The 14,954-nt window shown below is 38.1% G+C and carries 9 protein-coding genes and 1 riboswitch; of the genes, 7 read left to right on the top strand and 2 right to left on the bottom strand.

Annotation, left to right across the window (positions count from 1 at the left end):
* Window positions 1–192 precede the first annotated feature (192 nt).
* The 5 genes from QH639_RS10090 to QH639_RS10070 all read left to right on the top strand — a co-directional run bounded on the left by QH639_RS10090 (window position 193) and on the right by QH639_RS10070 (window position 8,487).
* Complete coding sequence (locus tag QH639_RS10090; RefSeq protein WP_237898234.1) at window positions 193–3,042, top strand: hypothetical protein; 2,850 nt, start codon at window positions 193–195, stop codon at window positions 3,040–3,042.
* A 152-nt stretch (window positions 3,043–3,194) separates the two neighbouring features.
* Window positions 3,195–4,496: a hypothetical protein gene (locus tag QH639_RS10085; protein WP_237898233.1), complete on the top strand. Its 1,302-nt coding sequence runs from the start codon at window positions 3,195–3,197 to the stop codon at window positions 4,494–4,496.
* A gap of 300 nt (window positions 4,497–4,796) precedes the next feature.
* Complete coding sequence (locus QH639_RS10080) at window positions 4,797–6,017, top strand: MFS transporter (protein ID WP_131522434.1); 1,221 nt, start codon at window positions 4,797–4,799, stop codon at window positions 6,015–6,017.
* Between the two features lie 19 nt (window positions 6,018–6,036).
* The gene (locus tag QH639_RS10075; RefSeq protein WP_259420376.1) at window positions 6,037–7,452 is read left to right on the top strand and encodes a M20 family metallopeptidase; all 1,416 of its coding nucleotides are present in this window, start codon (window positions 6,037–6,039) and stop codon (window positions 7,450–7,452) included.
* A 69-nt stretch (window positions 7,453–7,521) separates the two neighbouring features.
* Window positions 7,522–8,487, top strand: coding sequence for a glutaminase (locus QH639_RS10070; RefSeq protein WP_048392274.1), 966 nt, complete (start codon window positions 7,522–7,524; stop codon window positions 8,485–8,487).
* Window positions 8,488–8,520: 33 nt separating this feature from the next.
* Here QH639_RS10070 and QH639_RS10065 read toward each other — a convergent pair whose 3' ends face one another.
* Both QH639_RS10065 and QH639_RS10060 read right to left on the bottom strand, forming a co-directional pair.
* Window positions 8,521–9,858 (bottom strand): amino acid permease, encoded by a 1,338-nt coding sequence (locus QH639_RS10065; RefSeq protein WP_237898231.1) that lies wholly within the window; start codon window positions 9,856–9,858, stop codon window positions 8,521–8,523.
* Between the two features lie 165 nt (window positions 9,859–10,023).
* Window positions 10,024–10,100, bottom strand: a riboswitch (glycine riboswitch).
* A 564-nt stretch (window positions 10,101–10,664) separates the two neighbouring features.
* Window positions 10,665–11,051, bottom strand: coding sequence for a rhodanese-like domain-containing protein (locus QH639_RS10060; protein WP_004231073.1), 387 nt, complete (start codon window positions 11,049–11,051; stop codon window positions 10,665–10,667).
* Window positions 11,052–11,263: 212 nt separating this feature from the next.
* Between QH639_RS10060 and QH639_RS10055 the strand changes: the two genes are divergently transcribed.
* Together QH639_RS10055 and QH639_RS10050 are read left to right on the top strand one after the other, a co-directional pair.
* Window positions 11,264–12,094: a lipoate--protein ligase family protein gene (locus QH639_RS10055; RefSeq protein WP_048392686.1), complete on the top strand. Its 831-nt coding sequence runs from the start codon at window positions 11,264–11,266 to the stop codon at window positions 12,092–12,094.
* Between the two features lie 200 nt (window positions 12,095–12,294).
* The gene (locus QH639_RS10050) at window positions 12,295–14,865 is read left to right on the top strand and encodes a vitamin B12-dependent ribonucleotide reductase (RefSeq protein ID WP_237898230.1); all 2,571 of its coding nucleotides are present in this window, start codon (window positions 12,295–12,297) and stop codon (window positions 14,863–14,865) included.
* The last annotated feature ends 89 nt before the right edge of the window (window positions 14,866–14,954 follow it).

Here is a 14,954-nt window from a genome sequence, read left to right as displayed (position 1 = left end):
TGGGTTAGAAGGCTTTTGTTTGAAAAGTATTTTATTTATAATCAAAAATAATAAAACGTTATCAAAAAAATATTATTTGTTAAATAGTAAATCAGGAAAAAATACACTTTTTAGAGTATTTACCTAATATTCAAGGAAATTATGGCCATATGACCGATATAATCAGGAGAAGGATTGAGGAGGTCAATAGATTTGAATAAAAAATTATTTTTAACAGCAGCAGCTATTCCTGTAGCACTTATCGTTCCCACTGTAGCAGGTGCGGCCGAAACAGTTTCAGTCACTGGTGAAAATATTGTCAATGCAACATTAAAAGTAGAAAAATTACCAAATGATACAATCGTCAATGCCTATCAATGGTATTATCTAGAGGAAATTACTGGTGATGAGGGTTCAACAAATAAGCCCATCTCTGGAGCAACGTCTATTTCCTTAAAAGTGCCTGTTGAAGCAGCTGGAAAAAGCATTTTTGTGGAAGCAACTACGACAGACGGTAAAAAATTTAAAAGTGCACCGCGCCATATTGAGCCATTAGAGCTCGATATCACCATCCCAACGTTAGAAGGTCAATCCGCTGGTTTTGTAGCACCTGGAGAAACAGTGAAAGTAGCTGGTATTACTGTCACTGATAAGAATGGTGCAAAATTGCAAAGTGATCAAATTACATATAGTTATCAATGGTTTTATAAATTAGGTGATACCTCCTTTACGATCATAGAGGGTGCTTCAGGTAGTACATATACGATTCCGAAGGATGCCATTGAAAAGGATATTCAAAATATTGCTGTCACCGTCAAAGCAAAAGTGGGTCTTTCTTTTGCGGAATCTAAACTATCTGATACCATTACTGTCTCTAAACAACCCACTGATACTTTAACGAAAGAGATTAAAGCTTTACTGGTCAATGATAATAAATACAATGTATCAAGCTTAGCAGAATTTGGTGCTAAAGTTGCGGAACTAGAAAAAAACTATCAATCCTTATCAGCGGCAGCTAAAGGGAATGTGTCTAATTATGATGTCTTAAAGCGAGCACTTGCTGATGTTGAATTAATAACTAAGTTAAACGAAAAATGGAGCAAAATAGAGACTAGTAATGAAAAAGAAATAAAGGAACTAGAAGAGGCTTATAATAAGCTAGATCTGTTACAGCGTAGCTTAGATGTAGATGAGACCCTATATAAGAGCATTAAAAATCTATTAAACGAGCCAAATGATCTTGAAGAGATAAAAGAAGTGAGAAAACTCAATCAAGCTATTATTAATTTATTATCCTATGAGAATTCACTTGTGAAATATGTAGCTTCGGATGTTGATTCCTTACAAGCGAGCGTAAAGACAATCGAAGCAGATATTGAGAAATTATCACAAAGCTACCGAGCCGCTGTTCAAAACCAAGCAATTTTGTCTGAGGCTAAATCGGATATTAAAAAGGTCGAGCAATTCATTAAATCATTTGATAAATTAGCTACAAATAGTACGCCTAATAAACAAGTGACGACTGCTAAATCAATCCGTACAGCCTATGAAAAATTAACGTATAAACAATTAAAATTAGTGCCAGATGTGTATGTGCAGCGTTTGACTACAGCAGAACGTGCAGAAGAAAGCCAAATTATAAATTTAAATAATGTTATAGATAGCTATATTAGCGATGATGTTTATCCGTTCAATCCGTCTGCTGGTTCATGGCAAAGTCATGTCAATAATGTCAATCAAATGATCAAGGAATATAAGAGCTTAACGAAAGCCTCAGCAGCACAAATTATTGGCTACGATAGTCTTGTTGCCTTACAGAAAGATTTAAAAGCAGCTGAAAAAGTAATTAAAGATATGGATGCCTATCAAAAGTTATCTGCAACAACTGGTGTAAAGGAAAGTAAACTTAATTCAAGCTATACAAGTACTTTAAAAGCTTATAATAATCTTACAAATTTACAGCAATCACTTGTATATAATGCTGAAGAATTTTTACTAAACACGCCAAAGATTTCAGTTGATGGCAATGGTAAAGTGCCTACTGATAAAGCAGCAGCAGAGGCGTTAGTGGCGGATATTGCCAAATTTGCGGATGTTACGAAATATTCATTCAATCAATTAGAAACCGCTGTTAATACAGCTTCTGAATCCTATAAAAAATTGTCTTCAGCTGCAAGAAAATACGTGACAAATTATTATTTATTAACAGCAGCAAATAAGGATATTACAGGTGTGAAATCCTTCTATAAAAAAATACAGACCGCTAGAGAAGAAACAGATGCTGCAAAAAAGGCTAAAAAAATTGAAACAGTGCAAAAAGCTTATGCGAAATTACCTGCGAATCAGCAGCATTTAGCAAAAGAACAATATGAAGCTTTATTAAAAAATCAAAATATAGATGAAAATGCATCGAAAATTACACAGCTAAATAATGATATTGCCACAATTGTTTCCAATAATCTCTATGTCGTAACGATTGAAAGTATTAAAAATCTTTCGACACAATATAGTAGCCTTAGTTCAAGTGAGAAAAAATTGATTACAAACTATGATATTTTAAAAACTGCGCTTGCTGACGTGAAAAAAGTGGAAAGCTTTATGAAGACCTATGAGAAATCCTTTGCTTCAAATCCAAGCACTGTGATCAAGGCATATGAAAAGCTTACATCTAAACAAGTGAGCCTGATTGATGCAGGAACTAGACAATTGATCATTGATAAGCAAAAAGGACAACAGCAAACGAATGAAAATGCATTGTCATTAATTGAATCCATCAATTCACTTCTTGTAAAAGGTGAATATATCAATGGTTTACAGGAGAAAGTAAGTGAAATCCGTAAAGCCTATGATGCTCTGAGTGATGCTGATAAGAAGGTTGTTAAAAATTATTCGAAGCTCACGCAAGCAGAGGGTGATTTGAAGAAGGTTGAAGAGGTGCATGCTATATACGAACCAGCAGGGAGCAGTAATGATGCTGCACGTAAAGCATGGCAAACAGCCTATGGAAAGCTCTCTAAAAGATTAGAGTTACTCTATACAAACATGTATCCAACCGAGCAATAATTGTTACTTCCAGATGGCCTCGAACAGTTTTCGAGGCTTTTCTTTATACATAAGATTTGTCTAGTAATTTGATTGTCCGCTATACTATGTACAACAAAGGAAGAAATTTTTTACATAAGATTGTAGTTTCACAAAGAAGGTAGGAACAAAAGATGTATAAAATAGGTGTTGTTGGTCCCATTCAATCCGTTGAAAGAATTATTGCCTTAGCACGAGAAATCGAACAGGATATGGAATTTATTCCGTATATATATGAAGTGGCGACGGAAACAAAGCATCTTGTGGAGACACATAATCAGGCTGTCGATTTCTGGTTGTTTTCTGGTTACATCCCTTATAAACTTGCCCGCCAAACGAATGTATCCCAAGATAAATTGACCCATATTATTTTTTCCGAAGCGGCTATTTATCGGGGTTTTTTAGAACAATCCTATCAGCAAAAAAAATTTATAGAAAATGTTAGTATCGATATTATTCCTTCGCCTTCTCAAATGGCTTCAGAAAGTCTTGCAGAGATTCAGCATAATGTCCACCATATGTATCTAAAGGAATTTGATGTCGCTATTGATCCACAAGAGCTATTTGATTTCCACTATAGCCTTTGGCAGGCGGGCAAAATTGATTTTGCGATTACTTGTTATCCCTCTGTTGATGAAGAGCTGAAGAAACGTGGTGTGCCATCTTATTGGGTTTCCCCAACAAAAACAGAAATTTATCATACAGTTCAACTTTTTACAGAGAAGATCAAAACGTCCTATTATAAAGAGACACAAATTGGTGCAGTCATGCTTGAAATTAAGGACTTCGATTCATTAAAAGAACGCATGAAGCAAGGCTATCGTATTCAATATTTAGAATTGCGCACGAAGGAAAATCTACTACAGCTCTGTGAACAGATTGATGGCTCTCTTATTGAAGAGGGGAATGGTAAATATACGATCTTTAGTACAAGAGGTGCGATTGAAGGGCAAATACGATTTTTACAGGAAAAAATGTATCAGTTGTCGATTGAAATGGAGACAAAGGTGACAGCAGGCATTGGCTTTGCTCAAACAGTGTTCAATGCTGAGTTACATGCTCACCGAGGACTAAGACAGACGAAGGAAAACGAGGCTATTGACATCGTGATGATACAGGATGATGGCACCATTATTGAATCGGTAGGGCATGTAGAAGAGCTATCCTATTCCTACCGAGCAGAAGACCCTTATATTTTAGAAAAACTAAAAAAAGGGAATATTAGTATTAAAACCTATATGAAAATCCATGCACTTGTACAAAAAATGCATTGGAAGCATTTTACGACAAAGGATTTAGCGACACAACTGCAAATGAGCGAGAGAAATGCCCAACGAATCGTAGCAGATTTATGTAATGTAGATTTAGCGAGAATTTGTGGAGAAGAATTACAGCATACTCGAGGCAGACCTATTAAAATGTATCAACTTGTCTAAAAACAAAAATGTCCCAAACCAATAAATGGTGTGGGACATTTTTTTATGCTTTTTGAAGCCTTAAATACTGATAAATCACTAAATTCAGCGGTTATTTAGGTACATAATATGGATTTACGAAGACGATTATCTATTAGAAATTTTCAAAAAAATATTGTCTTTTTATTGAACTTTGATTATTATACGAATATATAACGAAAATGTCGGTATATAAAAGGGGATTTACGGACAAGGGGGCAAGCATATTCAAGAATAGTCGTGGCAATAAAGAGAGGATTTCTATATATGGGAGGGATATGTATGACAACAAATGAAATAACGAAGAAATCTAGAAATGTCATCCTTGCACTTTTATTTTTAGGCTGGTCTTTAGGGAATTTAGATCGCTATATTATGAACTATGCAGTGGTTTCGATTACAGGAGATTTGCAACTGGATGCATCTTCAACGGGTATTATTTTAAGCGCTTTCTTTTTAGGCTATGCCATTATGCAAATACCGGGTGGCTGGCTTGCCGATAAGTTTGGCGCAAAACGAGTTTTATTGATGGCTGTTATCATGTGGTCTATTTTTACGGGCCTAACAGCTATTGCTTGGTCTTTAACAGCGATGATTGTAATTCGTTTTTTATTTGGTATTGGTGAGGGTGGTTTTCAGCCATCAAGCTCTAAAATTATTGCTACGATTTTCCCAAAAGAGGAAAGAGGTAGAGCGATGTCCATCATGCTTACTTCTGGTGGCATTGTTTCACTCATTGTCCCTTTGCTAGCTGCTTATCTATTAGGAACGATTGGCTGGCGCATGATGTTTATCATCATTGGAGCAATTGGGGCCATAATTGCCTTTTTATATTGGAAATACATTCAACTCCCGCAAGATGAGGCAGCTACTGCTGGAACAGAAAATACTACGAACAAAGTGAATTTTAAAGAGTTATTGAAAACACCCCTAATGTGGAATTTAATCATTGCTTATTTTTGTATTTATGCAGTGAACTGGGGATTAGTTTCTTGGATTCCAACATATCTTCAAAAAAATCGAGGCTTGGATTTAATGTCCATTGGTTGGGCGCAAACAATACCAGCTATTACAACGATAATTGGTGTATATGGTAGTGGCTATATCATTGATAAGCTACCAAAAGGTATGGAGAAAGTGTTAGGCTCTATTTCCTGCGCAGTCATTGGTCTTTTATTGTATTTAATGTTTACTGCCAAAACAGTGACGTTATTTATTGGTTACCAAACAGTCGTTTCGATCTTTATTGCGTTTGTCATTACATTACTACCTGTTATTGTGCTCAAGAAATTACCTTCCTCTATCACAGGTTCTGCAATGGGGATTGCCAATACAGGGGGACAATTAGCAGGGTTTGTTACACCGATGGCAATTGGATTTATGGTTGATGCCTTTAATGGCTCCTTTGATGCAGCCTTTTGGATGTTAATTGGCTTTGCGCTTATCTGTATTGTATCGCTTGTCACATTAAACGACCAAAAAGGAACATTATTAAAAGCATAATGAATTTGGAGGGACAAATATGAGTTATCATGAAAAAATTTCAACATTAATTGAAGCAAAACAGCAAGCTACAGTAGCATTAAGCGATGCGATTTGGGCTGTGCCCGAGCTTCATTTTCAAGAAAAGAAATCGATGGAATATATGAAACAGGCACTAGAAAAAGAGGGTTTTCAAACAGAAGTCGGTGTTGCTGCTCTTGAAACAGCGCTTGTTGGAACGTATGGTTCTGGTCAGCCTGTCATTGCCTTTTTAGGTGAATATGATGCGCTTCCAGGCTTGAGTCAAAAAGGTGGGGCGACACAACATGAGCCTCTTGTGGATGGTGGAAGCGGACATGGCTGTGGTCATAATTTATTAGGTACTGGCGCATTCGCAGCTGCTGTTGCTGTAAAGGATTATTTAGAGCAAAATCATCAGTCAGCAACAATCCGTTTTTACGGTTGCCCTGCAGAGGAGAATGGATCTGGTAAAGCTTATATGGCAAAGGCTGGCCTTTTTGATGATGTTGATATCGCGATCTCTTGGCATCCAGGTACGTTTTCGACTGTGATGACGTGTAGTTCTCTAGCAAACTATGCCGCAACGTTTAAGTTTACGGGCAAAAGTGCTCATGCCGCAGCTGCACCACATCTTGGACGAAGTGCTTTAGATGCTGTTGAGCTTATGAATGTTGGGGTAAACTACTTACGAGAACACATCATTCCAGAAGCACGTGTGCATTATGCCATTACTAATTCTGGCGGAACTTCGCCAAATGTCGTTCAACCATATGCAGAGGTAACGTATCTAGTTAGGGCACCTAAAAAGCAGCAAGTGCAGGAAATTTATCAGCGCGTTGAGAACATTGCAAAGGGTGCCACAATGATGACAGGGACGTCAGTGGACATTGAGTTTGAAGGTGCTGCATCAAATCTTATTACAAATAAAACACTTTATGATGTGATGTATCAACAAATACTTGAAATTGGTATGCCAGACTATACAATAGAGGATGAACAGTATGCGCAGGCAATTTTCAATACGTTTACACCAGAAGTACAAGCAGCTTCATTAGTGGGCTTACGCAGAGAAGATGCCAAGCAACTACAAGGCAAAGTGATTGCTGATCATGTTCCAGGCATGCTACCTGAATTTATTATGGGTGGCTCTACAGATGTTGGCGATGTTAGCTGGAACGTACCAACCGTACAGTGTACAACTGTATGCATGGCATTAGGGACACCATTACATACATGGCAGGTAGTGTCTCAGGGAGTGACCCCAATAGCGCATAAAGGAATGCTACAGGCTGCTAAAATTATGGCTTGTACAGCCTTAGCGTTGCTGGATAATCCTCTATACATTGAAAAAGCGAAAAAGGAATGGCAAGAACGTCTAGATGGTGAAACATATCAATCTTTAATTCCAGAGGGAACACAGCCACCTAAGCGCTAACAGGATAGAGTCTTCATAGGAGAACTATGAAGGCTCTGTTTTTGCCTCATTTTGAAAGGAGAACGCGACATGTCAACACAACCCAATCATCAGCATCATCTTCTAGCACAGTGGGTATCACAGTATCGTGCAGCTACCAAAGAAGGGCAATGTGCTAATTATATCCCTGCTTTAGCCAAAAAAGATCCTAATCAATTAGCTGTGGCGATTGTGGGGACTGAAGGCCACGAAATCAAAGCGGGAGATACCGAAGAACTATTTACCCTTCAAAGCGTTTCCAAGGTTATTACCTTTATTTTAGCCTGTATGGATCGAGGCTTACCATATGTTTTAGAAAGAGTAGATGTTGAACCAACAGGAGATACCTTTAACTCAATTATTCGCTTAGAAAGTCATCAGCCAGGTAAACCCTTTAACCCGATGATTAATGCTGGGGCTATTACGGTATCCTCCATGTTGGCTGGTCATTCTCCGCAAGAGAAGGTCACAAAGATTCTACAATTTTTAGAACAAATCATCGGCAAGCAATTGAGTATCAATGAAGAAGTATTCCAGTCAGAGTGGCAAACGGCTAATCGTAATCGAGCATTGGCCTATTACTTAATGGATTCAGGGTTTTTAGATTGTCCAGTAGAGGCGGCACTTGAGGTTTATTTGAAGCAATGTGCAATTGAAGTCAATGTATCAGATTTAGCCATGATTGGCCTAGTTATTGCGAATGATGGCTATCACCCACTGTTAAAGAAACAGCTATTCCCAAAACAAGTGGCAAAATTAGCGAAGGCTTTAATGGTAACGTGTGGTATGTACAATGCCTCAGGGAAGTTTGCGGCATTTATTGGCCTCCCTGCCAAAAGTGGTGTATCAGGTGCGATTCTTGCGGCTGTTCCAGGACATGCAGGCCTGCACTCGCCGTTTCCTACTGGCTGTGGTATCGGAATTTACGGACCAGCGATTGATCCAATAGGAAACAGTGTGGCAGGTGTACAGTTGCTGAAACAGCTAGCAACAGAATGGGATATGACTATTTTTTAATAAGTGAAGATGATTTCAGCGCTTAGTCTGAAGTCATCTTTTTTTCATTTTATAAATAATAAATAAAGCGATAAACCAAATTGGTGTTAACAGCAGTGCTGTACGCGTAGCCTCAGAAATAAACATCACCATTAATAAAAAGGCGAAAAACGCAAGCACGACGTAGTTGATAAAAGGAGTCAGTGGTGCTTTGAAGATGGAAGCTTCATGTAAAGCACGTTTTTTTCGTTTGTAGATGATGTGAGAAATGATGATAATGCTCCACACCCATATAAAACAAATTGCACTGATTGTCGTCACAACACTAAAGGCATTCTCTGGCATCAACTTACTTAACAGAGCACCAACTGATACAACAATAGCAGAAATAACGAGAGCATTACTTGGCACACTGTTTCTGTTGAGTTTTGCGAATGCTGGAGACGCCTGTTTATTGTTACCAAGATTATAGAGCATCCGACTTGTGGAGAATAACCCACTGTTACCTGCTGAAGCCGCTGAAGTAAGCACAACAAAATTTATAATACCAGCAGCAATCGGGATACCTGCTAATGTAAACACTTGGACAAAGGGACTGCTTGAAGCAGACATTTCATACCATGGGTTAATACATAAAATGACAAATAATGCCCCTACATAGAAAAGCAAAATGCGAAATGGAATTTTATTAATGGCAGAAGGAATATTTTTTTGAGGATCTGCGGTTTCAGCTGCTGAAACCCCCACTAATTCCACTCCAACAAATGCAAAGACTACCATTTGGAAGGCCATTAAAAAGCCGTATATACCATTTGGGAACATGCCTCCATGTGCCCACAGATTTTCAACTGATACGGTCCCTGAGCTAGTTTGAAAGCCAGTTACTAACATAATAAGACCAATAATAATAAGTGCGACAATCGTAATAACTTTAATAATAGCGAACCAAAATTCTAGCTCACCAAAAAGCTTAACGGTTAATAGATTTAGTAGTAATAACAATACAAGGCAACCAATGGCTGGCACCCATTGTGGGAGATCAAACCAATATTGTGTATAAACCCCCACCGCAATAATGTCTGCCATTGCGGTCATAATCCAACAGAACCAGTATGTCCAACCTGTTACATAACCTGCCCAAGGCCCTATGTACTCGGATGCAAAATCCGTAAATGAAGTGTAGCCTGCGTTGGATAGTAACAATTCACCTAAGGCACGCATCACAAAAAATAGCGCTGTCCCCACAATTAAGTAGGCTAGGATGATCGAAGGCCCTGCTAAGGCAATGGCTTTTCCAGAGCCTAAAAATAAACCAGTCCCAATTGTTCCGCCAATGGCAATAAGCTGCACATGGCGATTTTTTAAATCTCGTTTTAATTGTTGCTGTTCCACGTTAATCCCCCTCAAAGATGCATAAAAAACTATGACTGGAAAAATAAAAAGAGACTAGTTGTGACACTAGTCTCGGAAAAACGTCAGAATAACAAATATCATTTACTCACAGATGTCTACATGAAATAGGTTAAATATTTTATGTAGCATCGCTTATAAAAGCTGTATTACTCCTCTGTCCTTTTGCCTGAGATAGTGAACCCTTCGGCGACGCAATGTGCGCTCTCTCCAGAACTGCTCCTGCTATAGTTTGATCCATAGCATTCATAGCTTATTAACTTGATAATCAATTATTATTGTAAGATATTATACATCCTAACAGTGCTTCTAAAATTATTCAACAATAAATTTTGACTATTTTCAGAAAAATAGAAGAATGGGGTTCGTAACAGGCATATCTCTAACGAAAAATAGTATTTTTGGTCATACAAAGTGTTTCGTGAAGGGGTTTTTAATATGAGATGGATTATTGGAAGATTGCTCAACATAGCTGTCGAAGTGCTCAAACATAAGTGAAAACCGCTCCAAAAGAGTGTGGAAGTGCTCAAACAAATGAAAAGGACGCTCAAAAAAGTGGACGAAGCGCTCATTTTTATGAGGACCCGACTCAAGTAGCGAACTCGTTCAAAGTAGACTTTGTATCAAAAAGGGGATTATAATGCGTTTTGTTGCTTTACTTTTTTAATTTAATGACATGAAGCTCGTACAGCATCATTTGAAATAGATATAATATAGTAGAAACTCTGAATTTTTTAAAAAAGAAGTCGTCTCATAGTACTTTGAGACGACTTTTTCTGATGAGAGCATTAATATTTTTTTGCTTTTATTTTACCTGTCCAAGTTTTGAAACCACCTTGAAGTTGGTAAATTTGGTTGTACCCACGTTTTTTAAGAAATAGTGCAGCACGTGAGCTACGGCCTGTATTTTGACAGTATAGATATACTGGTAAATCTGGGCGAATTTCTTTATAACGTTGACGTAGTGTTGTCGAAGGAACATTTCGTGCACCAAGAATGTGACCAGCATCAAATTCTTTTTGCTCACGAACATCGATCAGCTGGGCTTTACGATAGCCTTCTATGAATTGCTCTTGTGTTAGGTTGGTTACGGCTTTTTTGAGTCGTAGTGCATTAATTCCGATATATGCAATTGTGACTACTAAAACGACACCGATTGTGATAAGTATGTCCAAGATTTTCTTACCCCTTTCTATCTTCTCTATTATTATAAAAGATGCGCTAGCGATAGTCCAATGAGTTTGATAAAATTAACTAGGTTGTAGCGAAATCGCTTTTTTCGTTACACAAGCAATCGTTCGCAATTTGAACTGTAGTATACTATTCGTTAAAGTTGACCCACAGGTGGGGCCTGATGGATCATTTTATATTTGTAGGAGATGAGCATATGACAACTTGGTATTTTTTAAATTCAGGGAAATGTAGTCCTTCTTTTAATATGGCACTAGATGAAGCCTTACTTGATTGGCATAGTGAGGGGTTAATTCCACCAGTAATTCGTTTCTACGAGTGGGAGCCTGCGACATTATCCATTGGTTATTTTCAACAAGCTAAAAGAGATATTAATTTAGATGCTGTGCGTGAACAAGGCTTAGGTTTTGTACGTCGACCAACTGGTGGACGAGCTGTCCTACATGAACATGAGCTAACTTATAGTGTCATTGTGACGGAAAGCTATCCGAATATGCCAGAATCTGTGACAGAGGCATATCGTGTGTTAAGTGAGGGAATTTTGCAAGGTTTCCATAACCTGGGTATGGATGCCTATTTTAGTGTACCTGATACAGAGGAGAAAAGAGCGGACCTGAAGAGTCCAAAAAGTGCTGTTTGCTTTGATGCACCAAGTTGGTATGAACTTGTCGTAGAAGGGAAAAAAATAGCTGGAAGTGCTCAAACACGTCAAAAGGGTGTCATTTTACAGCATGGCGCCATTTTATTAGATTTGGATCAAGAGAAATTATTATCCGTATTTAATTTCTCCAGTGAAGAAGCGAAGAATCGTATGCGTAGAAAGCTACCAGAAAAGGCTGTTGCCATCAACAGTCTTGTAAAAGAGCCAGTGACAGTTGAACAATGTGTGACAGCTTTTAGAGATGGTTTTGCAAAATCGTTGCAAATTGAATTAAAACCATTTACACTTTCTGAGGAGCAATTAGAATATGTCCAAGCTTTAGAAGAAAAAAAATATGCTTCAGATGAGTGGAACTTTAAAAAGTAAAAAATGGTATGAAAAAAATATTTTTTAACGTTCAATCCTAGTCATAACAAGTAGTTCTGAATCTATTAAAAAAAGCAAGAGTTGAATTAAAAAACTATATATAGTATCTTTTTTAAAGACATATACACAATATGTAGTGTTTAACAACACGAGATATTGTGTATTTATTTTGTAATGAAGAAAATAAGGGAGGCAAAACGATGGTACTCACAAATCATCAACCCGAAGTAAACAATCAATTTGAACAGTTAAACAAAGATATTGAACAATTCCCGCAGGTACATCCCGTAACATCTGATATGCATATTACACACAAAGGTGTATCGAGACTTGTCATGATCGATCGCTATTCGTTTAAAGACACAGAAAAGAAAACATTGAAAGCCGGCGACTTTGTTGTATTAACGGTAAAAGCTGATCCGAAATTTCCTGCACGTGGTTTAGGGACAATTCAAAAATTGGATATGTCTACAAAAACAGCAGAGATTTTGATTGAAGAAGATTATCGTAGCGCATTAGACGATCCGCAAGAGCAAGAAACGGGTGTGATTACGCGTTCAATTGACGTGCTAGAAAAGCCTCTTGAGATATATTATGAACAAATTGCAAAACGAAATGCAACGGGCCTTGCCGCTGTTGAAAAAACACCAGAAAAACGCCAAGAATGGTTTGAAAAATTTTATGAGCAATTAGTATCCTTGAAATTCATTCCAGCTGGACGAGTGATTTATGGAGCTGGATCTGAAACTGATGTAACCTTCTTTAACTGTTACGTGATGCCATTTGTCGCTGACTCTCGTGAAGGTATCAGTGATCACCGTAAGCAAGTTATGGAGATTATGAGCCGCGGTGGAGGTGTTGGAACAAATGGTTCAACATTACGCCCACGTAACACATTAGCTCGTGGTGTAAACGGTAAATCATCTGGTTCTGTATCCTGGTTAGATGACATTGCTAAATTGACACATCTTGTGGAGCAAGGTGGATCACGTCGTGGCGCACAAATGATTATGCTAGCAGATTGGCATCCAGATATTGTGGAGTTTATTATTTCCAAAATGCAAAATCCACGTATTCTGCGTTACCTGATCGAAAATACAACGGATGAAACAATCATCCGTCTAGCCAAAGAAAAATTAAACTTCAAGCCACTTTCTATGCAAGAAGAAGCAATGTATCAAGGCATCGTGAATTATAAAAACATTGAAGGCTTAGGTGGATTTGATACAGCGATCATTCGTGAGGCTGAAAATAAATTACGTGATGGTGGCACGTACACTGTTCATAACCCAGAGTTTTTAACAGGTGCCAACATTTCTGTGACATTAACAAAAGAATTTATGGAAGCAGTTGAAAAAGATGCTGACTTCGAGCTTCGTTTCCCAGCTGTTGAAGAATATACAAAGGAAGAAATGAGCGTTTACAACACGAAATGGCATGAAGTTGGTGATGTTCGTGAATGGGAGAAAATGGGCTATAAAGTCCGCACATACCGTACAATTAAAGCAAAAGAGTTATGGAATTTAATTAATGTATGTGCAACATACTCAGCAGAGCCAGGTATTTTCTTCATTGACAACGCCAATGACATGACAAATGCAAAGGCATACGGTCAAAGTGTTGTAGCGACGAACCCATGTGGCGAGCAACCACTTGCACCATATTCTGTGTGTAACTTAGCTGCTGTGAATTTAGCACAGTTTGCGAATAAAGAAAATCAATCAGTTGATTACGAAGCACTACGTGAAACAGTTCGTGTTGGTGTTCGTATGCAGGATAATGTGATTGATGCGACACCTTACTTCTTAGAAGAAAACCGTGTACAAGCTCTTGGTGAACGTCGTGTTGGATTAGGCGTTATGGGCTTAGCCGATTTGCTGATTTACTGTGAAAAAGAATACGGTTCAGAAGCAGGGAATGCGTTAGTCGATGATATCTTTAAAACAATCGCTGAAACTGCGTATGAGGCGTCTACAGAGCTTGCGAAAGAGCGTGGTAGCTTCCCGTTCTTAGTAGGTGCTACAGACGAAGAAACAGCACGTTTACGTAAAGCCTTTACAGAGACAGGCTTTATGCAAAAAATGCCTGCTCATATCAAAGAGCAAATTTTAGCGACTGGTATCCGTAACTCACATTTATTAACGGTTGCACCAACAGGGTCCACAGGAACAATGGTAGGGGTAGCAACAGGTCTTGAGCCATACTTCTCCTTCACGTACTATCGTTCTGGTCGTCTAGGTAAATTCATTGAAGTAAAAGCTGAAATTGTCCAAGAATATTTGAACCGTCATCCAGAAGTAAATGAGCAAGAGCTTCCAGAATGGTTCGTTACAGCAATGGAGCTAAAACCAGAAGCGCATGCGGATGTGCAATGCATTATTCAAAAATGGATCGATTCCTCTATTTCTAAAACTGTAAACGCACCAAAAGGCTATACAGTACAGCAAGTTGAAAAAGTGTACGAGCGACTATATAAAGGTGGCGCTAAGGGTGGTACGGTCTATGTTGACGGTAGCCGTGATTCACAAGTACTTACACTAAAAGCAGAAGAAAATGATATGGATCAACTTTCATTTGAAGAGGAATTGGTTGAAGAACATACAAAACGTCCAGTCGTATTAGTAGATACGATTCAAGCGTTAGAGTCAACAACTGTTATTGGCTCAGACGTTGGGAATACATGCCCAGTATGCCGTAAAGGCACAGTCGAAGAAATGGGCGGCTGTAATACATGTACAAACTGTGGCGCACAGTTGAAATGCGGTTTATAAATTAGATTTAATAACAGTTGTTGTATCTTTAAAACAAAGTTTAACCGTTTGTAATAAAGTTGTACCGTTTTGAAAAAAGTTATACCGTT

The organism is Lysinibacillus sp. 1 U-2021, assembly GCF_029916965.1.
Lineage (GTDB): Bacteria > Bacillota > Bacilli > Bacillales_A > Planococcaceae > Lysinibacillus > Lysinibacillus capsici.
The sequence above is the reverse complement of the archived record's forward strand: the minus strand, read 5'-3'. Positions and strand labels throughout refer to the sequence as shown.